This window comes from Tenacibaculum sp. TC6 (assembly GCF_050606265.1).
GTDB lineage: Bacteria > Bacteroidota > Bacteroidia > Flavobacteriales > Flavobacteriaceae > Polaribacter.
In genome coordinates this window covers 69,271-92,557 of record NZ_JBOCUK010000008.1, presented here as the reverse complement: position 1 = coordinate 92,557, position 23,287 = coordinate 69,271, and the positions used below count along the sequence as shown (strand labels likewise).

General features: G+C 32.8%; 20 protein-coding genes. 7 read left to right on the top strand and 13 right to left on the bottom strand.

Annotation, left to right across the window (positions count from 1 at the left end; genetic code table 11):
* Positions 1–201 (bottom strand): hypothetical protein (locus ACQY1Q_RS06685; protein WP_431004520.1); only part of this gene is annotated, 201 nt, incomplete at its 3' end.
* A 759-nt stretch (positions 202–960) separates the two neighbouring features.
* Here ACQY1Q_RS06685 and ACQY1Q_RS06680 point away from each other — a divergent pair.
* The 3 genes from ACQY1Q_RS06680 to ACQY1Q_RS06670 all read left to right on the top strand — a co-directional run bounded on the left by ACQY1Q_RS06680 (position 961) and on the right by ACQY1Q_RS06670 (position 2,847).
* Positions 961–1,752: an amidohydrolase gene (locus ACQY1Q_RS06680; protein WP_431004519.1), complete on the top strand. Its 792-nt coding sequence runs from the start codon at positions 961–963 to the stop codon at positions 1,750–1,752.
* 202 nt (positions 1,753–1,954) lie between these two features.
* The gene (locus ACQY1Q_RS06675) at positions 1,955–2,422 is read left to right on the top strand and encodes a hypothetical protein (RefSeq protein ID WP_431004518.1); all 468 of its coding nucleotides are present in this window, start codon (positions 1,955–1,957) and stop codon (positions 2,420–2,422) included.
* A gap of 2 nt (positions 2,423–2,424) precedes the next feature.
* Positions 2,425–2,847, top strand: coding sequence for a hypothetical protein (locus ACQY1Q_RS06670; RefSeq protein ID WP_431004517.1), 423 nt, complete (start codon positions 2,425–2,427; stop codon positions 2,845–2,847).
* Between the two features lie 146 nt (positions 2,848–2,993).
* Here the strand turns inward: ACQY1Q_RS06670 and ACQY1Q_RS06665 are convergent, their stop codons facing one another.
* Positions 2,994–4,574 carry an NADP-dependent glyceraldehyde-3-phosphate dehydrogenase gene (locus ACQY1Q_RS06665; RefSeq protein ID WP_431004516.1) on the bottom strand — a complete coding sequence of 527 codons (1,581 nt, stop codon included), beginning with the start codon at positions 4,572–4,574 and terminating at the stop codon, positions 2,994–2,996.
* 437 nt (positions 4,575–5,011) lie between these two features.
* Between ACQY1Q_RS06665 and ACQY1Q_RS06660 the strand changes: the two genes are divergently transcribed.
* Both ACQY1Q_RS06660 and ACQY1Q_RS06655 read left to right on the top strand, forming a co-directional pair.
* Positions 5,012–5,521, top strand: coding sequence for a DUF3124 domain-containing protein (locus tag ACQY1Q_RS06660; RefSeq protein WP_431004515.1), 510 nt, complete (start codon positions 5,012–5,014; stop codon positions 5,519–5,521).
* 3 nt (positions 5,522–5,524) lie between these two features.
* On the top strand, positions 5,525–6,136 hold the full coding sequence (locus ACQY1Q_RS06655; protein WP_431004514.1) for a MarC family protein: 612 nt from the start codon (positions 5,525–5,527) through the stop codon (positions 6,134–6,136).
* A gap of 252 nt (positions 6,137–6,388) precedes the next feature.
* Here the strand turns inward: ACQY1Q_RS06655 and ACQY1Q_RS06650 are convergent, their stop codons facing one another.
* The 11 genes from ACQY1Q_RS06650 to ACQY1Q_RS06600 form a co-directional block, all read right to left on the bottom strand.
* Entirely contained in the window at positions 6,389–7,369 is a 981-nt protein-coding gene (locus ACQY1Q_RS06650) for an acyl-ACP desaturase (protein WP_431004513.1), read from the bottom strand.
* A gap of 101 nt (positions 7,370–7,470) precedes the next feature.
* Positions 7,471–8,199, bottom strand: a complete 729-nt coding sequence (locus ACQY1Q_RS06645; RefSeq protein WP_431004512.1) for a lysophospholipid acyltransferase family protein — start codon at positions 8,197–8,199, stop codon at positions 7,471–7,473.
* Positions 8,200–8,370: 171 nt separating this feature from the next.
* Positions 8,371–8,793: a hypothetical protein gene (locus tag ACQY1Q_RS06640; protein WP_431004557.1), complete on the bottom strand. Its 423-nt coding sequence runs from the start codon at positions 8,791–8,793 to the stop codon at positions 8,371–8,373.
* Between the two features lie 196 nt (positions 8,794–8,989).
* Entirely contained in the window at positions 8,990–11,824 is a 2,835-nt protein-coding gene (locus tag ACQY1Q_RS06635; protein WP_431004511.1) for a TonB-dependent receptor, read from the bottom strand.
* Between the two features lie 100 nt (positions 11,825–11,924).
* A complete protein-coding gene (pgi, locus tag ACQY1Q_RS06630) occupies positions 11,925–13,511 on the bottom strand; it encodes a glucose-6-phosphate isomerase (protein ID WP_431004510.1) in 1,587 nt (528 codons plus the stop codon).
* 5 nt (positions 13,512–13,516) lie between these two features.
* The gene (locus ACQY1Q_RS06625; RefSeq protein WP_431004509.1) at positions 13,517–14,800 is read right to left on the bottom strand and encodes a peptidoglycan DD-metalloendopeptidase family protein; all 1,284 of its coding nucleotides are present in this window, start codon (positions 14,798–14,800) and stop codon (positions 13,517–13,519) included.
* Positions 14,801–14,890: 90 nt separating this feature from the next.
* Positions 14,891–15,664, bottom strand: a complete 774-nt coding sequence (locus tag ACQY1Q_RS06620; protein WP_431004508.1) for a DUF3108 domain-containing protein — start codon at positions 15,662–15,664, stop codon at positions 14,891–14,893.
* A 173-nt stretch (positions 15,665–15,837) separates the two neighbouring features.
* Positions 15,838–16,755: a tryptophan 2,3-dioxygenase family protein gene (locus ACQY1Q_RS06615; RefSeq protein WP_431004507.1), complete on the bottom strand. Its 918-nt coding sequence runs from the start codon at positions 16,753–16,755 to the stop codon at positions 15,838–15,840.
* 177 nt (positions 16,756–16,932) lie between these two features.
* On the bottom strand, positions 16,933–18,093 hold the full coding sequence (gene hppD, locus ACQY1Q_RS06610; RefSeq protein WP_431004506.1) for a 4-hydroxyphenylpyruvate dioxygenase: 1,161 nt from the start codon (positions 18,091–18,093) through the stop codon (positions 16,933–16,935).
* A gap of 48 nt (positions 18,094–18,141) precedes the next feature.
* Positions 18,142–18,441 carry a four helix bundle protein gene (locus tag ACQY1Q_RS06605; protein ID WP_431004556.1) on the bottom strand — a complete coding sequence of 100 codons (300 nt, stop codon included), beginning with the start codon at positions 18,439–18,441 and terminating at the stop codon, positions 18,142–18,144.
* A 99-nt stretch (positions 18,442–18,540) separates the two neighbouring features.
* Positions 18,541–19,698 (bottom strand): homogentisate 1,2-dioxygenase, encoded by a 1,158-nt coding sequence (locus ACQY1Q_RS06600; RefSeq protein ID WP_431004505.1) that lies wholly within the window; start codon positions 19,696–19,698, stop codon positions 18,541–18,543.
* 288 nt (positions 19,699–19,986) lie between these two features.
* Between ACQY1Q_RS06600 and ACQY1Q_RS06595 the strand changes: the two genes are divergently transcribed.
* Both ACQY1Q_RS06595 and ACQY1Q_RS06590 read left to right on the top strand, forming a co-directional pair.
* Positions 19,987–22,308: a TonB-dependent receptor domain-containing protein gene (locus ACQY1Q_RS06595; protein ID WP_431004504.1), complete on the top strand. Its 2,322-nt coding sequence runs from the start codon at positions 19,987–19,989 to the stop codon at positions 22,306–22,308.
* Positions 22,309–22,360: 52 nt separating this feature from the next.
* The gene (locus tag ACQY1Q_RS06590) at positions 22,361–23,101 is read left to right on the top strand and encodes a DUF4198 domain-containing protein (RefSeq protein ID WP_431004503.1); all 741 of its coding nucleotides are present in this window, start codon (positions 22,361–22,363) and stop codon (positions 23,099–23,101) included.
* The last annotated feature ends 186 nt before the right edge of the window (positions 23,102–23,287 follow it).

Here is a 23,287-nt window from a genome sequence, read left to right as displayed (position 1 = left end):
ATAGATACTAGGAATTAAAGGTTGATTGTTGCTGCTAGCATTATAGATGGCTTTATCCGTTAGCACTCCTTCGCAATAACACAGAAATGAACCGTCATTACGAACGTAGCTTGCGGAGTGACGTAATCTGTTAAAATAGATACTAGGAATTAAGGGTTGATTGTTGCTGCTAGCATTATAGATTGCTTCATCCGTTAGCACTCCTTCGCAATGACACAGAAATGAACCGTCATTACGAACGTAGCTTGCGGAGTGACGTAATCTGTTAAAATAGATACTAGGAATTAAAGGTTGATTGTTGCTGCTAGCATTATAGATGGCTTTATCCGTTAGCACTCCTTCGCAATGACTCAGAAATGAACCGTCATTACGAACGTAGCTTGCGGAGTGACGTAATCTGTTTATTTAGGAGTTAGGAACTAAGGTATTAGGTACAAGGGGTCAGAATTTATTGGAGCTGTTACCTTATTCTTACATCTACACGCAGTTTTGCATCCACTAGAGACCCTTCCTGCGAGTCGCGGGAGCACTCTGTACCCACTACAGACCCTTCCTGCGGGTCGCGGGAACACTTTGTACTCACTACAGACCCTTCCTGCGGGTCGCGGGAGCACTTTGTACTCACTACAAACCCTTCCTGCGAGTCGCAGGAACACTTTGTACCCACTACAGACCCTTCCTGCGGGTCGCGGGAGCACTCTGTACCCACTACAGACTCTTCCTGCGGGTCGCGGGAGCACTCTGTACCCACTACAGACCCTTCCTGCGGGTCGCGGGAACACTTTGTACTAGGGAGTATTCAATAAAGTGTGTCACCAATCATAAAAACTAACAAAATTCTACACTTGGTGTTCTTTATGGATAATTGTTAAATTGTTTTCTGTTTATTGCCTCAGGTTGCTTATTTTTGAGTGGTTTTATCATTCTAAATGAAACCTATAACCGCTAACCAAAAAAACGATGACTACAAAACTTCAGGTAGCTTTGCTACAATCGGATTTAGTTTGGGAAAACCCAACGGCTAACAGACTTGCTTTTCAAGAACAAATTGCCTTACTGCCTGCTACGGTAGATTTAGTGGTTTTGCCTGAAATGTTTACCACAGGGTTTACTATGAATCCGGCGGCTAATGCAGAAACTATGGAGGGTGATACCGTGCGTTGGATGCAGCAATTAGCACAGCAGTATCAAATGGCCATAGTGGGTAGTGTAGTGATTAAAGAGGTGACGGAAAGTGATATTTTGTACTTTAATCGTTTAGTGTTTGTGCATCCTGACGGAACTCTTGATTATTACAACAAAAAGCATACGTTTACGTTGGCGGGTGAGCATGAGGTGTATACTGCGGGTACCGATCGTTTATTGGTAACTTATAAAGGTTGGAAAATATGTCCGCTTATTTGTTATGATTTGCGTTTTCCGGTATGGGCTCGTAATACGGTTGCTTATGATTTGTTATTGTATGTGGCTAGTTGGCCAAAGCCTCGTATTGCGGCGTGGGATGCCTTGCTAAAAGCACGTGCTATTGAAAATATGTGTTATACTATTGGCGTGAATCGTGTTGGGGTTGATGCTAATAATCATGAGTATGTAGGAAACTCGGTTTGTTATGATACCCTAGGAAATTGCGTTACTAAAAATGATAGTGGTAATGTTGCTACGCTTATCGTTACTTTAGATAGAGAGCAACAACAGTCTTTACGTACTAAGTTTAACTTTTTAGCGGATAGGGATGGTTTTGTGTTGGTGTAGGGTTGTATAGTTGAAATTCAAGTCTAGAGGATTTCGTCTTTAATATTTAAACTTTTATCACATTAAACAACCATAAAAACACGAAAAGAAACTACATATAATTAAAATTAGCAAAAAATTAATGGGTTTAATGTCTTTTCTGTACTACAGATATTTATTTTTGGCAAATTTTTTGTAACTTAACATAGTAAAAATCATCAAAATGGAATGCCTATCACATAAATCCGAAATTACTGATACTTTTTTTGAAGTAAGAACTTTTTCTTTTCAGGAAAAGAAAGCTGCATTAATAGATGAAAAAAGGATTAATAAATTGCTTGACGCTATACTTGATTTTAAAAAAAATTTAAACGAAAAAACTGAAAAAATCTATAACATCAATGAAAGAATTGAAAGGCTAACTTGGTTTAATAATCTAAATGAAGAAAATTTAATGCTTTTAAATGATTTGATTTCATCTACTAAAGACTTAAGAACATCTTTACTACGCCAATATGTATCTATCAATAATTCATTGAAATCAAAAGGTATAGCAAAAAACGAAATTAAAGATTTTAAAAACTCTATTGATGAGTTAAAAGAATCCTATGAAGATTTAGAGTCTGTTTTCTTTTTTCTACCTGAAATTCCTGATTTCATTGATGCCAACAATAAACTCTCTTTAATATAAAAATGAATATTTATTGCTTGGAAGATTTCAAAGTAGAATTTGATAAATTAAAGTCCAAGAATTCATATAAATCTATTGAAAAAGATATAATAGATTATTTCTTTACTAAAACTAAAGAGGAATTGCGTTCTGGAACACGACTTAATCATAGTGATGAAGCTCCTTATATAAAGAAAAGAATTGGAGGAAGAGGGGGGTTTAGATTTTACTTTTTATTAATTCTTGTTAAAGACTCTCTATACTTAATGTATGTCCACCCGAAAACAGGTTCTAAAGGAGTTGATAATATAACTGATGAATCGAAGGCGTATTTGTATAAAAAAGTTTTGGAATGTATTAAAGAAGAAAACAACTTATATAGATTGTCTTTAAATAGCTCGAATAAAGAAATACTATTTGAAAAAATAGCTAGAGTAGAATCTTAATAACAGCTTATTTCTTAAACACAAAGTATTTTTCTATATATATCTGTGTTTTCTATTAAACAAACATAGTCATCTAAATTTTAAAAAAAGCATCAAGAAATTAGTTTCTTAATGCTTTTTTACTCTTATAACCAAGCTATGCTTGTCTATAAAATATAGTCGGTATTAATAAAATTACTTTTTTTACTGTCTAACAGTTCCTGTAAAATTTCATTGTTATAGCTATTGTCTTTTGAGGCTACAAAGGTTCGTATAGAGAATGAGCGTAAGGCATCATGTATACTTAGTGTTCCTACGGCAGAGTCTTTTCTACCGGTAAACGGAAATACGTCCGGCCCTCTTTGGCATGAGCTGTTTAGGTTGACTCTACATACTAAATTTACCAATACATCTATCAACGGTGCTACGGTATGAATGTCTTTTCCAAAAAGGCTTACCTGTTGTCCGTAATCAGAAGCCGCCATATCATCTAAGGGTTCTTGTATGTCTTTAAAGGTCATCACAGGTACTACCGGGCCAAACTGTTCTTCGTGATACACACGCATGTTTTTATTTACGGGAAAGAGTACTGCCGGAAAAATATAATTTTCGGTTCTTTCTCCTCCTTTTTGATTGATAATACTTGCTCCGTTAGCCAGGGCATCGTCAATTAACCCTTGAATATACTCCGGTTTATCAGGTTCCGGTAACGGTGTTAAAAAAGCGTTTTCATCCCACGGATTTCCAAATGATAAGGCATCTACTTTGGCAGCAAACTTTTTGTTGAATTCTTCTGCTACCGTTTCGTGTACATAAATAATCTTTAACGCCGTGCATCGTTGTCCGTTAAACGATAGTGATCCCGAAATACATTCTGAAACTGCTAAATCTATATTAGCATCCGGTAAAATAATTGCCGGATTTTTAGCTTCCAGTCCTAATATGAGTCGGAGTTTATTTTTGCTTGGGTGTAAATCTTGTAATGCAATAGCCGATTTACTGTTTCCTATTAACGAAAGTACGGTTACCAATCCTGATTTCATAATAGGTGATGCCACCGCTCTTCCTCTTCCGTATAAAACATTAATAACGCCTTTTGGAAAGGCAGTTTGAAAGGCTTTTAATAAGGGTGATAGTAGCAATACCCCGAATTTAGCGGGTTTAAACACGACGGTATTCCCCATAATTAATGCCGGAATTAACAGGGCAAAGGTTTCATTTAGCGGATAGTTATAAGGGCCTAAACAAAGTACAACACCTAACGGACTACGTTTAATCATAGCGTTGATGCCTTGCACTTTGGTAAAGCGCGCTCCTTCATGGTTTAATGCTTTGTAATCTTCTATGGTATCATAAATATATTCTACCGTTCTGTCAAACTCCTTTTCGCTATCGGCTTTATTTTTTCCAATTTCCCACATTAAGAGTTTTACCACTTCGCTTCGGGTTGCTTTCATTTGCTGTACAAAGTTTTCCATACATTGAATACGGTCTTGTACTTTCATGGTTGGCCAAACTCCTTGCCCGTTCTTAAAAGCGTTATGAGAAGAGGTAATAGCTTCTAAGGCTTCTTTTTCTCCCATACTCGGAATAGATCCCAGAACGGTAGGTGCGTACTCCGGTGTACTGGAAATGGTTGAAATTACTTCTGTAGTTGCTCCTTGCCAAGTTTTTAGCTCACCATCAATTAAATATTCTTTTTGATGTATTGGCTCTTGTAATTGTATGTCTTTTGGAATCACGTTCATAAGTATTTGTATTTGGGTTGACTATTCTATACTATTGTCCTGTATAAAATTCTGCTTTTTTTAGCTAACAAACAACTGATGACGTTGGTTTTAGCGGTAAATTATTAAATAGCGGTTTTTGGTTTTAATACTGTATTTCTTCAATCGTTTTCGAAAAAAATATGATTTTTATTCTGCCTTAAAATTGATAATTCTATAATTGAAAGTTGGCATATTATTCATCTTTGAGCAGTATTTGAGTTCTTTATTTTGCTAAAAACTTCTTTTTTAACGGCTTTTGGGCAACATCGTTATCTTATTTTACAGGGTATTAGAGTGTTTATATAAGGTTTCTCTTTTAAATCTATAATGATATAATCTGCTTCTTTTCCGTTATCTTTGTTAGTGTTAACCTGTTTAATAATTTAGCTTTATAAACACTTTATATGCTTACCGTTATGAAGAAACTATTGTACTTATGGGTATTCTTTTTTTTAGTTACTGCTTGTAATACCCACACTAAAAACAACTCAGTAGCCAAGGTAGATTGGAGCAAGCGAATGGTTAACACTCCTATAAAAGATTCTTTAGTAAACGGGGCTACTTACCTTTCTATTTATTCACAAATTTATAGTCAAACAGAGCATAAAACGTTTAATTTAACAGCTACGGTGAGCATACGAAATACCAATATAAATGATACGGTATTTATACATAAGGCTGAGTATTTTAATACGCAAGGAAAGTCTATCAGAACGTATTTTGATAACACGATTTATTTAGCTCCTATGGAAACTGTGGAAATTGTAATTAAAGATGGTGATCGTGAAGGAGGCACCGGTGCTAACTTTCTTTTTGATTGGTCTGTTAAACAAAATGCTAATGAACCTTTTTTTGAAGGGGTAATGATATCTACTTACGGACAACAGGGACTTTCATTTACTACGCAAGGAAGAAAAATACACTAATCCATGGTTTCTGAAATTATTACTAAAATTTTATTTCTTATTGCTGTTATTGATCCTTTAGGCTCAGTTCCGGTATATTTAGAGGCCACTAAGCAGTTTACTGAAAAATATAAAAAGAAAGTGGCCATAAGAGCTTCTTTTGTAGCTTTTCTAATTCTTTTGTTTTTCATTATTGTAGGACAATTGATTTTAGAGGGTATGGATATTACCTTAAGTGCTTTTCAAATTTCCGGTGGGGTTATTTTATTTTTATTTGCCTTAACTATGATTTTTGGCGAGGGTAAGCCGGAATCGGAAAAGCATTTAATTCAAGATTATAAGCATGTTACTATTTTTCCGGTAGCCATTCCGTCTATTGCTTCTCCCGGGGCTATTATGGCGGTAGTGCTTTTAACCGATAATAATTTATATTCCATCCAACAGCAAGTGGTTACCACTGTGTTAGTTTTAGTAGTTGTTATTATTACTATGTTAATTTTACTTACTGCCAGTCGTATTCAAAAAAGAATTGGTGAGTATGGTATTACGGTTATTAGTAAAGTTATGGGACTTATTTTAGCGGCCTATGCTGTACAGAGTATTCTTAGTGGTTTAAAGGATTTTTTTTCCTCGTAAATTGAGTTTTATTCCTACAATTTCAAATTGAGCTATCCATTTTTCCAAATGTTATGTTGAGTGGTTTTTCTGACTAAAAAAGAAGAAAAATTACATCAAAACACTACCTTAATGGCTCTCGATACATCTCCCTTTAGGTCGATACTCGAGCTGATTAACAATGAATACATCAATATTAGTTGCTTAAAGCAGCAAATAATCAACTATATAAAACTAAAAAGAGCAACCAGATTTTGGTTGCTCTTTTTAAGTTTAGGCCGGTATCATCCATTTAAAATTGAATTTGGTGTCCGGTACTACCATACGCTCTGTAATTCTATACATACGGTCCGGTAATTTCATTAAAAAGTCGCGTGCTTTTTCTGCTTCCGGGGTTAGGTTGGTAATTTTGTCTATCTCCCAAAAGTTATTCAGTTTTTTTAGAATATCAACATAATCAAAACCGGTATATACGCCTATACGCTGTGCTACGGTAGAAAAATCATCAAACAAACTTCCTTTTTCTCCAAACGATTCACGTAAGTGCATAGCGGGCATTACTATTTTATGTTTCATCATGTGTTGAAACGCCAACATCATTTCACTTGGGTCTATCTTAAAGATTTCTTTTACAAATTCTGCATAAGCCAAATGGTGACGCATTTCATCTCCGGCAATAATTCGTGACATTTTAGCCAAGGCTTTATGTCCTTTTTGCTTAGCTATTTTAGCTACATTTAAGTGAGAGATGTAGGTAGCTAATTCTTGAAAACTTGTATATACAAAGTTCTTATATGGATCGGTTGCCGTTCCTATATCAAATCCGTCAGAAATTAAGTGTTGTGTAGTTATTTCTACTTCACGCATGTTTACTCTTCCAGATAAATATAAGTATTTGTTTAATACATCACCATGTCGGTTTTCTTCCGCTGTCCATGCTCTTACCCATTTTGCCCAACCGTTATCCGGTTGTTGGGTAACTCCGTCTAAATCTAATAACCAAGATTCATAAGTTGGTAAGGCTTCTTCCGTAATGGTATCTCCTACCAATACTACCCAAAAATCGTCATCTAACTCTTTTGATATTTCTTGAATTTCTTTTACTTCTTCAATAAAATTATCGTTTTGTGAGTTCGGTAAAAAATCAGTGGGTTGCCATATCTTTTCTATGGGAATTAGAAATTTTTCTACAAAACTGTCAATATTCTTTTCCAGTGTTTGCATTACTTCCTTTCGTATATTTTGTATTGACATAAAATTATTTAAGGGCTTTTAATATTTAGTTATTTGTTGTTTGTTTATTGTTTATTGTTTTTACTTAGGTATGTTATTATATAACTGATACCTATTTAAGGTTATTGTACACCCGATTTAACCGTAGTTTCTACTTGCTGTAATAATTCATCAAAAGGTAAACTATTTGCTTTTACGGGTTCATGGGTAGTTATTGTTATAGGGCTGCCTACTCCTAATGGGTATTTTCCGTATTTAAATACTTTCCAAGAATTATTAATACTTAACGGAACTATATAAGCTTCCGGATTGTATTTAATAAGCATTTTAAGTCCGTTAGGTGCAAATGCCTTAGGTTTTCCGTTTCTACTACGGGTTCCTTCCGGAAATATTACTGCAGACCATGTGTTTTTATGTATTCGTTTAGCAAATTCTGCTAATTCTGCTAACGCTTGTTTACCGTCTTTTCTGTCAATTAATGCTGCGCCTCCGTGACGTAGGTTAAATGATACGCTAGGTATTCCTTTACCTAATTCTTTTTTAGAAACAAACTTTGGCCAATGTTTTCTAAAATACCAAATAACGGGTGGTATGTCAAACAAGCTTTGATGATTGGCTACGAAAAGTATGGTGGTATTTTCCGGTAATTTATGTTTGTTAATTAACTTAACTCGTATTCCTAAAATTAATAGCGATTTTACCAAACACCAGTTCATAAAATCAACTACTTTTTGATGTCCTTTTTTTCCAAAGACATGCAATCCTATCCATTGAATCGGATGGAAAATTAACAATAGTAAAAAAAACACCAATCCAAATATTGGTGATAACAGGTGACTTATTATTTTCACTTTTATATAAAGTTTATTCTATTTTATATTTATTGTAACGGCATTGTTGTATTAGGCTACTTACACAATGGCGTTTATTATATAAGGGTCTTTTTATAAAAAAGACGTTATGAACGTATATAATGGTTGCAAAAATAAAAAATCCCGCTGATGCGGGACTATATATTTGAATTAAAACCAATTATTCCAAGGAATTCTTGCTAAAATTAACACAAGTGCTAATCCGTAAAATATAACAAAGGTTTTAAACTTAGCTTCGCTTTTTACTTGTTTTTTATGTTTAGACCATCCAATAGTAATAAGTGCAATGGCTATAATCATAGTTAACGGGTGTTCAACAGCTAATAATCTTGCTGTTGGTTCTTTCATTACTTCACCTCCGTTAGCTTTTAAAGCTTTATACCATGGCGACATAAAATACCAACCTAATCCTATTAATAATTGAATGTGACTGGTAATTAGAGTAAATAACCCTAAACGGAATTCTTTATGGGTAAATTCCTTTTTTTGTGTTAATCCTATTATGGCATTTACTACCGTAAAAATTAATACTGCCAATACAATATATGCCCAATAAGAATGAATAGTTTTCATCATGTTACTGCTAGTTTTTAGTTATCACAAATTTACTGAATTTTACTTACTAAGAAGGTTTAAATTTTCTAACATCTTAGTCGTGGTTATATAAGAATTTACTTATCACTATTTTCTACATTGATTCCGGACAGGTTTTATGAAATAAAAAAACCACCTCAAATGAGGTGGTTTTATATGTATTTTTTGGTGTTTCTTAGAAAGTATAGTTTAATCCTATATTCCAAGTTCTACCTAATCCGAAGAATACTCTGTTGTTAGTATTAATACCTCTCCAAGTAGTATCGCCTGGGTTAGCAGCATAGTTAGTATCTGATTCAGAAATATATAACTCATCTGTTAAGTTACTAACATTTAATCTTAACCCAATAGAACTATTGTTTTTAAAGCTATACTTATATGATAATCCTGTATCTATCAATGCATAACCTGGCAACTGAATAGTTTGTCTATTTTTAGCTTCTAATATTTTTGATGATGGATCTGTAGAGCTAGCTCCGAAAGATTCTGGATCAATTCCACCACCATATAAGTTTCCTACATAAAAACTACTAATATCAAACCTTAAACCTTCAGTAATCTTATAATCAAACCCTAATCTAAAAGTAGTTTGAGGTGCATCACCTACTTTTTTACCATCTAAGTATAAAGTTTGTGTTTGCTCTTGTCCATTAACTAAAACAGGGTTATTTGACTCATCAAAATATTTAGCAGTTACATCTGATCCATATTCATAACTAGCTATAGATGCCATTAAACTTACTGTTAAATCTCCAAATTTTGCAGTAGCATCTAACTCAACCCCTTGGTGAATTTGCTCTACACCTTCAAGATTAGCCGTACCTCTAACTTCATTTGATTGATTTCTGTTAAAAGTAGCAGATGCTCTTAAAAACCTATCTTTCCAAGATGTTCTATACAAGTTTAAGTTGACACTATAATTCTCATGACGGAAACCATAACCTACTTCTAATCCTAAGATTTTCTCATTTGTTAATCCTTCATTTACGTTATTATCGTTATAGTTAGGGAAAACTGCATCAAATAAAGGTTGCTTAGAGTAGAAACCAGCATTACCAAAAATATTATGCTCTTCGTTTATGTTCCAGTTAAGACCACCTTTTACATTTCCTCCCCATAAATTTTGCCAATCAGATTCTTGCTCTGGATCTGAATCTAAGTAGTTAAAGTAATCGATTCTTTTGAAGCCTTGACGAGAAACTGCTCCTTGAATAAACGCAGAAATATTATCGTTTTTATACTCTAACTGAGTAAATCCACCCATCCAGTTTACTTTACCGTCATTGTAGTAATCTACTTTTACTTCTTTATCAACATTTGAAAATACATTTAAGATATTAGAAATAGAAGGCTCGTAAGTTTCTGTTACTACATGACCTAAATTATTAATATTATCATTATCAATGTAAGCATCTGCTCCCATTAAATCAACTAATCTTCTATAGTGAATTCCTTTGTAGGTTCTTAAATCAACACCAAAATCAAGTGTTAAATTCTCATTTAATTCTGTATTAAAGTTAGAAATAACTCCAAACCAGTTATGTGAGTTCATTGAAGATCTTTGAGTAATACCATTCTCAGCGCTGTCTCTCCAGGTTTTATCATATCCTGCTATTAAATCTGCATGAGGTGTATTACTGTTATTTCCATTAATAAATTGCCCTTGAATAGAGGCGGGACCTCCTTCTCCTCCAGTATAACCTTCTCTATCAGCTCCAAAATTAGGAACTGATTGTCCAGAATTCCATGCTACGATATCATCAAAACGAATTAATCCATTTTTATCTTTTAAATCGTCAGAATAAGACTGCTGTTTATTTATACGACCTAAAGAACCTATTGATCCTCCACGTCCTAGTGATGCATATAAAACTGTAGATAACTTAGAATTATCATTAATATTCCAATCCCAATTTAATGATGCTACTGGTTTGTGATAGAAGTTTCCTGCAAAAGTATCTTCCTTTCCATTTCTATACCCCCAATCAGAGTTGTATTTTCTATTTGGTTCTCCATTACCACCATATTTAATGTAAGTGGCTATACTTGGTGCGAATTCTCTTTTATTGTGTCTTTGTGGAGCTCCAGTAATTGTTAACTGTAAATTATGGTTATCATTTGGTTTATATCCTAACGCTAAATAATAACTGTATCCTTCGAATTCTGTTCCGTCAACATAACCATCTCCATTTGTTCTACCAAATAAAGCTGAAACAGACATACCGTTCTCCAACAAACCAGTATTATAAGAAACAGTTGTCTTTAAGTAATTATCATTACCTATACTAGCATAAACTCTACCCCCTTCTTTTTTATCAGCAGAACTTGTTAATACATTTATTGTACCACCAACAGATGAAATAGCTAATTTAGAAGATCCTAATCCTCTTTGCACCTGCATTGCAGAAGTTACATCTGCTAAACCAGCCCAGTTAGACCAATACACACTCCCATTTTCCATATCATTAACAGGCATACCGTTAATCATTACAGCGGTGTTTTTTTGGTCAAAACCACGAATGTTAATTCTTGAATCTCCAAATCCACCTCCTTGCTTAGTAGCATATACAGAAGGAGTTGAGTTTAAAATTTCAGGAAATTCTTTAGATCCTAATTTTTCTTGGATCTCAGCAGACTTAATGGTAGATGAAGCTACCGGAGTTTGTCTGTCTTTTGCAACATCAACAATTCCTGTTACAATAACCTCTCCTAATACGTTAGAAGGTTGTAACTCAATAGTTCCTAAGTTGCTAGAAGTAAAAGATACTTGTTTACTTTCGTATCCAACAAAAGAAATTACAACTACACCTGAAGTAGAATTTACGTTTAACATAAATTTTCCTTCAAAATCAGTTGCAGCACCATTTGTAGTCCCCTTAACTACAACATTTGCTCCTGGTAATGGTTCACCCATCTCGTCAACCACAGTACCAGTGATTTTAGTTTGACCTAAAACAGTAGCTGTCACAAAGAACAACGCCACTAGTAATACATTTTTAAATTTTCTCATTGTCTAATCTAATTGTTATTAAATAGCTGGAGCAAAATTCCAACATTTACTCATTCCTAATATTAACTTAATGTTAAGTTTTTTTAACATTCTTTTAAGTTTATAGCGTAGCTATTTTTTGAGATTCTAACATTTTTTTAGCCAATTCTTTACCTAATTCTACTCCAAATTGATCAAAAGAATAAATATTCCATAAAACACCTTGTACAAACACTTTATGCTCATACATAGAAATTAACATTCCTAACGTCTCAGGCGTCAGTTTTTTTATCACTATTGTAGTAGATGGCTTATTTCCTTTAAATATTTTATAGGGTAACAGGCTTGCTAAATGCTCTAACTTACCTTCTACTTTTAACTCTAAATGGGCTTCTTCTTTAGTTTTTCCAAAAGCTAATGCCTGTGATTGGGCATAAAAGTTTGCCATTAATTTGGTATGATGGTCTTTATCTCCATACAATGATTCTTCAAACCCTATAAAATCAGCAGGTATCATTTTAGTTCCCTGATGTAATAATTGCATAAAAGAGTGTTGCATATTAGTACCTACACTCCCCCATACAATACTACCTGTTTGATAGGTTACATCTTCACCATTTCTATCAACGCCCTTACCGTTACTTTCCATAAATGCCTGTTGAAGGTATTCCGGTAAATCTTTTAAATAGTGTGAATAGCTGAAAATAGCTTCAGATTCACAATTAAAAAAGTTAGTATACCATATACTTATTAAAGATAGTAGTACAGGAATGTTATTTTCAAAATCAGCAGTTCTAAAATGATTATCCATTTTTTCTGCTCCATCTAATAACAATTTAAAATTTTCAAATCCCAACGATAAACTAATAGATAGCCCTACCGCTGACCATAGTGAAAATCTACCTCCTACCCAATCCCACATAGGAAATATATTTTTTTTATCTATTCCAAAATTAACAACGGCATCAATATTAGTTGACACAGCCACAAAGTGTTTAGCTACGTCAAAAACAGTTGCTGATTTTAAAAACCAGTCTCTGATAGTATTGGCATTTGTAATTGTTTCTTGCGTAGTAAATGTTTTTGATACAATAACAAATAATGTAGTTTCCGGGTTTATTTTTTTTAGTATTTCATAAACATGATCTCCATCAATATTAGAAATAAAATGAGCGTTTAATTTATTTTTATAAAACTTTAAACTTTCAACAACCATTCTAGGGCCAAAATCTGATCCTCCTATTCCAATATTTACAATATCTGTTATAGGTTTATCCGTATATCCCTTCCATTTTCCTGAAACCACCTTACTTGTAAAGGCCTTAATTTTTCTTAAGGTAGTTTTTATTTGTGGTTTTACATCTTTTCCGTCAACAAAAACAGGTTCATCTGAATTACTTCTTAACGCTGTATGCAGTACTGCTCTGTTTTCTGTTACGTTAATTTTATCTCCCTTGTAATACTTTTCAATGGCATCTTTTAACTCAACCTCTTGTGCTAGTACTAATAATTTTTGAATTGTTTCTTTAGAGATAAGATTTTTAGAATAATCTATATTAAAGTCTTCAAACTGTATTGAAAACTCATCTTTTCTTTCTTTATTTTCCTGAAACAACTTTCTAAGTTCATAGTTTTTAGCTACCTTAAAATGTTCTTCTAATTTTTTCCAAGCTTCTGTTTGGGTTGGGTTATTATTTTTTAGTGCCATATAAATTAATTAGTTGCTAATATTTCTTCCTTAAAAAGTATAGAATCTGTTTTCTTCAAAAAATAAATACTGTCGAGTTGTTTTTTAAACGGCTCAATAAATTTAAAATATCGGGGTTTAATACTGTCTTCTAACGGTTTTGCTGAAGGTAATTTTTCACGGAAAGGATCTACCTGTGAGCCATTTTTCCAGAAACGATAACACACATGCGGACCACTAGTATTTCCGGTCATTCCAACCCATCCTATAATATCTCCTTGTCTTACATAGTCTCCTACATGTACATTTCTTCTTTTCATATGTAAGTACTGAGTTGAATAGGTACTATTATGTTTTACCTTTACATAGTTTCCGTTTCCTCCTCTTCTAGCTGATTCTACTACAGTTCCACTAGCCGTTGTCATAATAGGTGTTCCGTAAGGGGCCGCAAAATCAGTTCCTTTGTGTGCTCTAACTCTATTACCATATAATTGAATTCTTCTTCTCAAATTATATCTAGATGATATTCTGTATTGAAACTTTATAGGCGATTTTAAAAACGTGCTTCGTAACATATTTCCTTTTTCATCGTAATATTCTGCTATATTTTTAACAGAATCAGCAACAAATTTATACGCATACAAATCTTCTCCTTTATGGTTAAATACGGCCGCTTTTATCTCTCCGTATCCTACAAAAGTGGTATCATTAATATATTTTTCTTCATAAATCAATTTAAACTTATCACCTTTTTGAAGTCTGTAAAAATCAAGTGTCCATGCATAAATATCTGCTACAGTATTGGTCAATGCAGGCTGTAACCCAAGACTATCCATGGTTACCGATAAATTTGAATTAATTTCTCCGGCAATTTCTTTTTCAATTGTTTTTACTTTTTTTCTAAACTTAAAGGCAGAAACTATAGAATCTTGAAAATCTATAACTGTTGCATTTATTTTATTATGCTTGTAAATAAATACTTGTGCTTTTTGTAGAGAATCTTTAGATATTAAAATAGTATAAGGCTTTCCTGTTCTTACCTTTCTAACATCAAATGTGTCTTTTATGGTCGTAACTATTTCATTAATTCTGGGATACATTACATGGTATCTGTCCAGAATAACACCAAAACTTTCACCATTTCTTATTGTATCATTTACCACGTTATAATAATCTAAATTATAACCATATAATAATACCGGTGGTTTAGGTTTTTCTATTACCTTTATTTCTTCAAGTTCTTTTTTATCTTCTTTCTTACAAGATAAAATGATACTAATTAATAGTAGTAGGTAGGTTATTTTTTTCAAGAAAGCTGCTTTTTATGACCAATAATCGCAAAAATACAAATATTTACATTTGATTTTTACAATTTAACAAGACATAAACAACTTAAGCCATTAATCTACGATGATTTCAAATGGATTTGCTAATCCTTTATAGGCTTCTAGTTCGGCTCTCAGAGATCCTACAGCTAATGAGGCTTTCATTTTTATAGGAATCTTATTATCATCAGCTGTTATCCAAACTGTTACACTCTCTTGAGCTTTAAAGACTCTACCGGCTTGTACCAAAGGACGGAATTTTTGTGTTTTTACTTTTCCAAACTTTGTTTTAAGAGTTTCATACCCTAAAAATCTGAGTTTAAAAGGATAACTTTTATCATCAAAAAACATATCTACATTAATCTCTTCTCCCTTTTTCATATTTCTTGTGTTATGATTTCTTAAAAAGTAGAAGGTAGATATCATATCTTGTGGACTATTAACTGAAATAATACTGTCTTTTTGTTTTATAAAATCCTGAACATAAGCCGTATTGTTATCATAGTTAAAGGTTACGTTTCTTTTCTTTTTAAACCCGCCTTCATCAATATCTCTCTTAAATAAATACGGTTTTACATCATCAGGAGTAAAATAACTTTCATAAGTATCATTTACTTTAAAAAACCAACTAATCATTCCGGAGGTCCAACCTTTTCCTGTAGCATGAATTACTTCTTTATTTTTTAAGTTTTCTTCTTTTAATTCTAAAACAGCGGTTCCTGCTCTTAAAAAGCCACTATAACTCATTCTGTATTTTAACCATTCTCCTCCTTTAAATGCTTCTTTTTTTTCCTGCGCAAAAATGGTTGTTATTGTAAAAAGGAATACTATTATAATCTGTTTTTTCATGGGTTTCTAATTTTATATGACTTCTGTAGTTACTACTAAACGTTGTTATTACAAACTAGCATGTATTTTTCTACAGACATCCATAATGCTCAAACTTATGAATTTTTAGAAAACAATTACTATTCCAAAAAGAAAAAAACCATTGATTTTTATCAATGGTTTACAGAATTATTTTAAAAAGTTCCCCAGTTTTTGAGCTCTTCTTCACTCCATAAATAAGGGAAAAATATTCTTCTTTGGTATTTAGGATGCAGGTATTTACGCCAATTACTTCCTCCTGTTGCTTCCAGAGCAGTATCGTCTCCTCCTAAATATTTACCTGCTGCATTATAGTGCGCCAACACCCATTTTACATTAACCGTGTAATCGTAATGACGCATAGCACTAATCAACTCTTCATTTTCTTGAACCTCTTTTGGTAATTGTTTAAATTTTGAAGAAAGATTGCAATCGTTATAATCTTCCATAAAATCGATAAACTCACCCATATATTTTTTTTCAAAGAGATTTAAAAGGGTTGTTTTTTGACCTGTATTATAATTTTTACCTGCTGCTTGCCAGTATAAATGGTCGTACGCGTTTTTAAAAGATGAATTTCTATCAATAGTATCTCTGAAACGAGCATCTATTAAGTTAATAAGTTCTGTTGAGGCAAATTCTACTTTACGATATTGAGCACTTTGAAAACCACTTGCCGGAGTTAGTGTATTTCTAAATTTTAAATATTGATCTACATCCATTCCGTCAGCCATTACAGTAAAAGAGCTACATAGCATATCAAAATAACGACTAATTCTCATTAAGTGTTTAGAAAATTTTTCAGCTGATATTTCTATCGATTTTGCCACCTGATCTATTTCCCATAAAATCATTTTAAACAGCAACTCATTTACTTGATGATACATGATAAAAACCATTTCATCCGGTTGAGTTGTTCTAGGTATTTGTAACCCTAAAAGGGCATCGGTTTGAATATAGTCCCAATAAGTAATGGGCTTACTCCAGAGTAACCCTTCTAACATTGCTTCTACCGGAACTCCTAATTCTTCGTATTTATTTTCTATCGATTTTAAGATATCTTCTTTACTCATTATTTTCTTTTTAATTGTTGTTTGTAAAACTTACTTTATTTCTTTGAAAAAGTGAGTTTTTTTTTACGAGAAAGGAGATTTTATGTTTACGTACCGATCCATTTTTAAATAATTAAAACCAAGAAACGCAACAAAATTGTTTTGATTCTTGGTTTTCATTTTTTAGTGCAAAAAAGCTTATAATGTTCCTCTTAACTGCTGCTCTCTTTCAATAGATTCAAACAGTGCTTTAAAGTTTCCTGCTCCAAAACCTCTTGCTCCCATTCTTTGAATAATTTCGAAAAATAAGGTTGGTCTATCTTCAACAGGTTTTGTAAAAATTTGTAATAAGTAACCTTCTTCATCTGCGTCAACCAAAATAGATAATTCTTGTAATTTAGAAATATCTTCTTTCATAATACGCATATGTTCTCCTAAACGTTCAGGAATCATATCGTAATATGATTGTGGTGGAGGCGGTAAAAATTCTACTCCGTTTGCTTTTAACTGAGCAACCGTTTTTATAATATCATCAGTAGCAACAGCAATATGTTGTACCCCTTCACCTTCATAAAAATCTAAATATTCTTCAATTTGAGAACGTTTAGCTGCTTTAGCCGGTTCGTTAATTGGAAACTTTACTCTACCATTACCGTTACTCATTACCTTACTCATTAATGCAGAGTATTCTGTATGAATTTGTTTATCGTCAAATGATAAAAAGTTTTCAAATCCCATTACATCTTCATACCATTTTACCCAGGTATTCATTTGTCCCCAACCAACATTACCTACCATGTGGTCAATATATTTTAATCCTGCACTTGGCGGGTTATAGTCTGGTTTCCAATCAATAAATCCCGGTAAAAAAGTACCTGTATAGTTTTTACGCTCTACAAACATATGTACTGTTTCTCCGTAGGTATAAATACCTGAACGAACTACTTCTCCGTATTCATCTTTTTCAACAGTAGGCTCCATATAAGATTTAGCTCCTCTGGATGTTGTTTCTTCCCAAGCAGACTTAGCGTCTTCAACCCATAAAGCAACTACCTTAACACCATCACCATGCTTAACAATATGCTCGTTTATAGGCGATTTACTATTTAAAGGAGTTGTTAATATTAAGCGAATTTTATCTTGTACTAATACGTAACTTACTTCATCTCTAGAGCCTGTTTCTAAACCTCTGTATGCCAACGACTGAAAACCGAAAGCCGTCTTATAAAAATGAGCTGCTTGTTTTGCATTTCCTACATAAAACTCTACATAATCTGTTCCTAAAAGTGGTAAGAAGTCTTGTGCTCCTTCAAATATTTTTTCTAAACCGTAGTTTACTGATTTTATTTCTTTTGACATTTTTATTCTTTTTTAAAGATGAGAAAAGTGAAACAAGAATAAAGACCTTTAGAGTTGGTTTTGAAACCCCATTGTCATTTTTTGAAATTCCGCTATCTTTTCTTCTATCAAAGTTAATTCTTGTTGTGTTATATAATTTCTTTTATATGCTATTATCATTTGTGTTTCTAACTCAAATGATGAACCTAAAGCAATATCAATAAAGTGAGAAAAAGATTTATCTGTTCTTGATGATCCTTCAGCTATATTACTTGGAATTGAAACCGAACATCTATTTATTTGAGAAACTAATCCAAACTTCTCTTCCTCTGGAAACATGCTTGTAAGTTTAAAAACATCTTCTACTATTTCTATCCCGACCTTCTATATTTTGAGATTTTTGTAGTTATGCCTTTTCATTATAAAAATTAGTCTCTTCTCTTTAATCTTTTTTCTCTACTTCTAAAATTACTCAAGCCAAGATTTATAGTAATCTTCATCTGCTATTTTCATAGCTTCCTCAGTTACCATTAATGGTTTAAACGTATCAACCATAACAGCTAACTCTTCCGTTTCTTTTTTTCCTATACTTCTTTCAGCTGCTCCCGGGTGCGGACCATGTGGTATGCCTGCAGGGTGAAGAGAAATATGCCCTGGGGCAATATCATTTCTACTCATAAAATCACCATCAACATAATATAAAACCTCATCAGAGTCAATATTACTATGGTTATATGGTGCCGGAATTGCATCCGGATGATAGTCATACAAACGAGGTACAAAACTACAAATTACAAAACCTGCACTTTCAAAGGTTTGATGAATCGGAGGTGGTAAGTGAATTCTTCCTGTTATAGGCTCAAAATCATGAATTGAAAAAGCATACGGATAATTATATCCGTCATACCCTACTACATCAAAAGGGTGAGAGGCATATACCATTTCTATGATTTCATTTTTCTTTTTAATTTTCATTAAAAAGTCTCCTTTTTCATCATAGGTTTCCAATTCTTCCGGTCTGCGAATGTCTCGTTCACAATATGGTGAATGCTCTAATAATTGACCAAACCAGTTTCTGTATCTTTTTGGAGTATATATAGGAGAATATGACTCAACAATAAACAAGCGATTATCTTCATTATCGAAGTCTAACTTGTAAATCATTCCTCTTGGAATTACTAAATAATCTCCATATTTAAAATCCAAATTACCTAACATAGTACGTAATTTTCCAGAACCCTTATGGATAAAAATTACTTCATCTGCATCGGTATTTTTATAAAAATAATCTTCTGTTGAATTTTTAGGGGCAGACAAAATGATATTACAATCAGAATTTGTTAATACTACTTTTCTACTTTCTAAATAATCTTCTACTTGTGGTACCTGAAAGCCTCTAAAACGATACGATTGAATATTATTATCCTTAGCTATTTTAGGAGCAATACTATATTGTTTTTTGATTTCTTTGACCATAGTAGGTCTGTGTTCATGATACATATTGGTTGACATACCATCAAACCCGATGGTACCAAACAATTGTTCATAATATAAGTTGCCATTTTCTTTTCGAAATTGTGTATGGCGTTTTGGTGGAATTTTTCCAAGTTTATGATAAAAAGGCATAGTTGTTTTGATTTAAAGATTACTATTTAATTTTTCTCTCTCTAAACCTTCATCATTCCGGATTTCTCTTAATAAGAAATTTTAGAAGTATAAGTAAGCCATCAAAAGGGTTACAAGCCATCATAATTTAAAATTCTTCTCACAAATATACAGAATAATCTTTTCTATTAAACATCGATAATTCAAAACATTAATTATTTTATTTAAAATTAATCTAAATAAATTTTTGTTTTCTTTTTTCATTGAATATTTTTGCATTGTTAATTATATTAAATCTAAATAAAAACAATGAAAGGAATAATTACAAATCTTCTAATTCTATTCACAATAAATTTAGTTGCACAAAACAGCACTGTTAAAGGTACCATCGTATCTGAGAACAACAACCTACTATCTTCTGTCAATATAACTTTAAACTCAACAACTCATGGAATCATTAGTAATGAACAGGGTGAATTTGAATTTAAAAACTTAAAAGAGGGTAAATATGTAATCAACTTATCTATGGTTGGTTTTGAAAAAAAGTCAATTGTAGTAAGATTAAAAAACAATGAAGCAAAAAATCTTGGTAAGATTGTTTTAAAGGAATCGGTTGATCAATTAGACGAAGTTACGGTTAACGGAACAAAAAACAGGTATGCTAAAAATAACGTTTCATCTTCTTTACGTTTACAAACGCCTATTAAGCAATTACCGCAAAATATTCAAATAGTAAGTTCTGAAATCTTACAAGACCAACTTGTAACCAATATGTTAGAGGGTGCTTTTAGAAACGTTAGCGGTGTAAGTAATATTGAGCATTGGGGGCACTTTGCAAGAGTTAATATGCGTGGGTTTAGATTACCTGCCTTTAGAAATGGTGTTAATATTCAGGATTCTTGGGGGCCACTTTCCGAAGATACTTTTATGGTAGATCGTATAGAATTTGTTAAAGGCCCTTCAGGTTTTATGATGGCTGCAGGCGAACCTGGTGGTTTTTACAACGTAGTTACTAAAAAGCCTACTGAAGAAGCCATAGGGTCAGTAAACTTAATGGCCGGCAGTTTTGATACTTATAGAGTAGCAGCAGATTTTGGTGGTGCTTTAACAAGTGATAAACGCTTATTAGCACGTTTAAATGTTTTATATCAAAACACCGGAAGTCACAGAAAATTTGAAAATACTGAGCGTATTGGTATTGCCCCTTCTTTGTCGTACAAAATAACAGACAAAACAAACTTTTTAACTGAATTTTCATTTCAAAAACTAAATACTCCTATTGGTGCTGCTTATATTTTTGGTCCTGTTGATAAAGGATTCGGAAGCTTACCAAAAGATTTCACAATGATTGATAGCAATTTTCCTGATACAGACATTAAGGAAGTAAGCTTATTAAATCAGGTAACTCACCAATTTAATAATAACTGGTCTGTAGAAGCAAAATATGTAACACTGCTTTACACACAACAAGGAGCTTCTGCTTGGTTGAATAACTTGGAAAGCAATGGTGATGCTATTAGAAGTGTTAGCATATGGGATGCTATTTCTGAAAGAGAATATTTTCAATTATACACTAATGGAAAGTTTAACACAGGGTCAGTAAGTCATAAGGTTTTAGCAGGTTATGATTTCACCGACACAGAATATTTTGCAGACTTTAGCCAACGTGGTACAATGGATTCTCCTGCTAATCCGTTTAACATTTATAATCCTACTTACGGAGATAGAGTTTTTCCTGTATTTGATAGAAGTGCACCTCTAAAAAATCGTCCCGGTTTATATACTTACGGAACAAAAATCAACTCTTTGTATGCGCAAGACGAAGTAGGTTTTTTAAACAATAAAATACGTTTAACCTTAGCAGGTAGATATACACAATTAACTCCGAAAGGAGATTTAACAACTAAAAAGTTAACGCCAAGAATTGGTTTAAGTGCAGATATTACTCCGCAAATTACTGCTTACGGATTGTATGATCAATCTTTCTTAGCAAATAATGCTATTGACAATACAGGAAAAAGATTTGATCCTATTGAAGGAACTATTTATGAAGCCGGTTTAAAAACTAATTGGTTAAACGGAAAAATCAACGCTTCATTAAGCGCTTATATTATCAATAAAAATAACATGACTACTAATGACCCAACTGATCCTACTGGCCCGTTTAGCATCCTGTTAGGTGAAATAGAGTCAAAAGGTTTTGAGTTTGATATGCAAGCACATATTACCAGTGAATTAGATGTACTACTTAACTACGCTAACACAAATGTTAAGAATGTAAAAACAGGAAATCGAATTGCCGGGCACGCTAAACACATCACTAACGGATGGTTAAATTACAACTTTAATAAGAGTTCAGCCCTTAAAGGATTTGGATTGTCTTTAGGATACCAATACTTAGTTGATAGATCTTCATGGGCTTGGAATGCTGATAATAAAACGGAACTTCCTGATTATTTCAGGTTAGACGGTGGAGTACACTGGAAAAACAACAAATTACGTATTGCTTTAAACATCAACAATATTTTAAACAAGTACTTATACTCCGGAGCTAATTACGGAACCTACATATACTGGCAATCAGAACCGGGAATCAATGGTAGAGTTTCTCTTACTTATAATTTATTCTAACAACCCAAAAACCACCTGAAAGCTTAGGTGGTTTTTATAAAATTTTAAAACAATGAAAAAATCAATTTTAACAATCCTTTTTTTAGCTGTTATTAGCAATTCATTTGCTCATTATATTTGGATTGAAACAAACCCGTCCGGAAAAATTAATAACGAACACGAAATTAAAATCCGTTTTGGGGAGTTTTCAGAAGGTGTTATTGAAAAAGTTAGTGGTGAAAATTTTAACAATGTAAAAGAGTTTACTATCTGGTTAATCGCTCCTGACGGAAGTAAAACTTCCTTACAGGCAATAGCTAAGAACGATTACTACAGTACTTCATTTATTCCTCAGCAAAAAGGAACTTACACCATAGCTTTAGATAACAAAAACATAAAAGTATTTGATTATACAAAATATGATTACACTACCTTCAAACCTGAATATCATGCTAAGGCAAGAGTTGTCGTTGAGAGTTTAATTAGTGAATTAAAAAGTACAAATCCTGAAGGGATTGAAATTATAGATGTTACTCCAAAATCTCATCAGAACACACAAGAAGTTACTCTAAAAGTTTTATATAAAAACACCGCTCTTAAAAACGGAGAAATTACCTTATTCACGGCTGAAAAATGGTCTTTAAAAGAAAAAACTAATGATCAAGGATTGGTTACATTCAAACTGCCTAAAAAAACCATTTATACAGTAGAAGTTACTCACGAAGAAAAAGTACCCGGAACTTATAAAGAAGTTGATTATAAACTTATTTGGCATTGTGCAACGTATTTTATTAACAATACCCGTTTTGAATAAAAGTTGTTTGCTATAAATTTTTAAAAATGATCATCTATTTGAATTATTAAATGCTGTAAATACAAGGCTCTGAATTTTCATTCAGAGTTTTGTTGTTTCACTAAACCTTTATGAAAACAGTTACTTTTCTTTTTATTTTCTTCGGATGTTTTGCACTGTACAACACTTCTGAAAAGGCCTGTTTAA

What these genes read in the sequence shown, in the direction of transcription:
- ACQY1Q_RS06655 (WP_431004514.1), top strand. Translation starts at nt 5,525, where the DNA reads ATGGTTTCTGAAATTATTACTAAAATTTTATTTCTTATTGCTGTTATT.
- ACQY1Q_RS06600 (WP_431004505.1), bottom strand. Translation starts at nt 19,698, where the DNA reads ATGCCTTTTTATCATAAACTTGGAAAAATTCCACCAAAACGCCATACA.
- ACQY1Q_RS06615 (WP_431004507.1), bottom strand. Translation starts at nt 16,755, where the DNA reads ATGAGTAAAGAAGATATCTTAAAATCGATAGAAAATAAATACGAAGAA.
- ACQY1Q_RS06650 (WP_431004513.1), bottom strand. Translation starts at nt 7,369, where the DNA reads ATGTCAATACAAAATATACGAAAGGAAGTAATGCAAACACTGGAAAAG.
- ACQY1Q_RS06670 (WP_431004517.1), top strand. Translation starts at nt 2,425, where the DNA reads ATGAATATTTATTGCTTGGAAGATTTCAAAGTAGAATTTGATAAATTA.
- ACQY1Q_RS06665 (WP_431004516.1), bottom strand. Translation starts at nt 4,574, where the DNA reads ATGAACGTGATTCCAAAAGACATACAATTACAAGAGCCAATACATCAA.
- pgi (WP_431004510.1), bottom strand. Translation starts at nt 13,511, where the DNA reads ATGGCACTAAAAAATAATAACCCAACCCAAACAGAAGCTTGGAAAAAA.
- ACQY1Q_RS06620 (WP_431004508.1), bottom strand. Translation starts at nt 15,664, where the DNA reads ATGAAAAAACAGATTATAATAGTATTCCTTTTTACAATAACAACCATT.
- ACQY1Q_RS06680 (WP_431004519.1), top strand. Translation starts at nt 961, where the DNA reads ATGACTACAAAACTTCAGGTAGCTTTGCTACAATCGGATTTAGTTTGG.
- ACQY1Q_RS06640 (WP_431004557.1), bottom strand. Translation starts at nt 8,793, where the DNA reads ATGAAAACTATTCATTCTTATTGGGCATATATTGTATTGGCAGTATTA.
- ACQY1Q_RS06660 (WP_431004515.1), top strand. Translation starts at nt 5,012, where the DNA reads ATGAAGAAACTATTGTACTTATGGGTATTCTTTTTTTTAGTTACTGCT.
- ACQY1Q_RS06595 (WP_431004504.1), top strand. Translation starts at nt 19,987, where the DNA reads ATGAAAGGAATAATTACAAATCTTCTAATTCTATTCACAATAAATTTA.
- ACQY1Q_RS06635 (WP_431004511.1), bottom strand. Translation starts at nt 11,824, where the DNA reads ATGAGAAAATTTAAAAATGTATTACTAGTGGCGTTGTTCTTTGTGACA.
- ACQY1Q_RS06590 (WP_431004503.1), top strand. Translation starts at nt 22,361, where the DNA reads ATGAAAAAATCAATTTTAACAATCCTTTTTTTAGCTGTTATTAGCAAT.
- hppD (WP_431004506.1), bottom strand. Translation starts at nt 18,093, where the DNA reads ATGTCAAAAGAAATAAAATCAGTAAACTACGGTTTAGAAAAAATATTT.
- ACQY1Q_RS06675 (WP_431004518.1), top strand. Translation starts at nt 1,955, where the DNA reads ATGGAATGCCTATCACATAAATCCGAAATTACTGATACTTTTTTTGAA.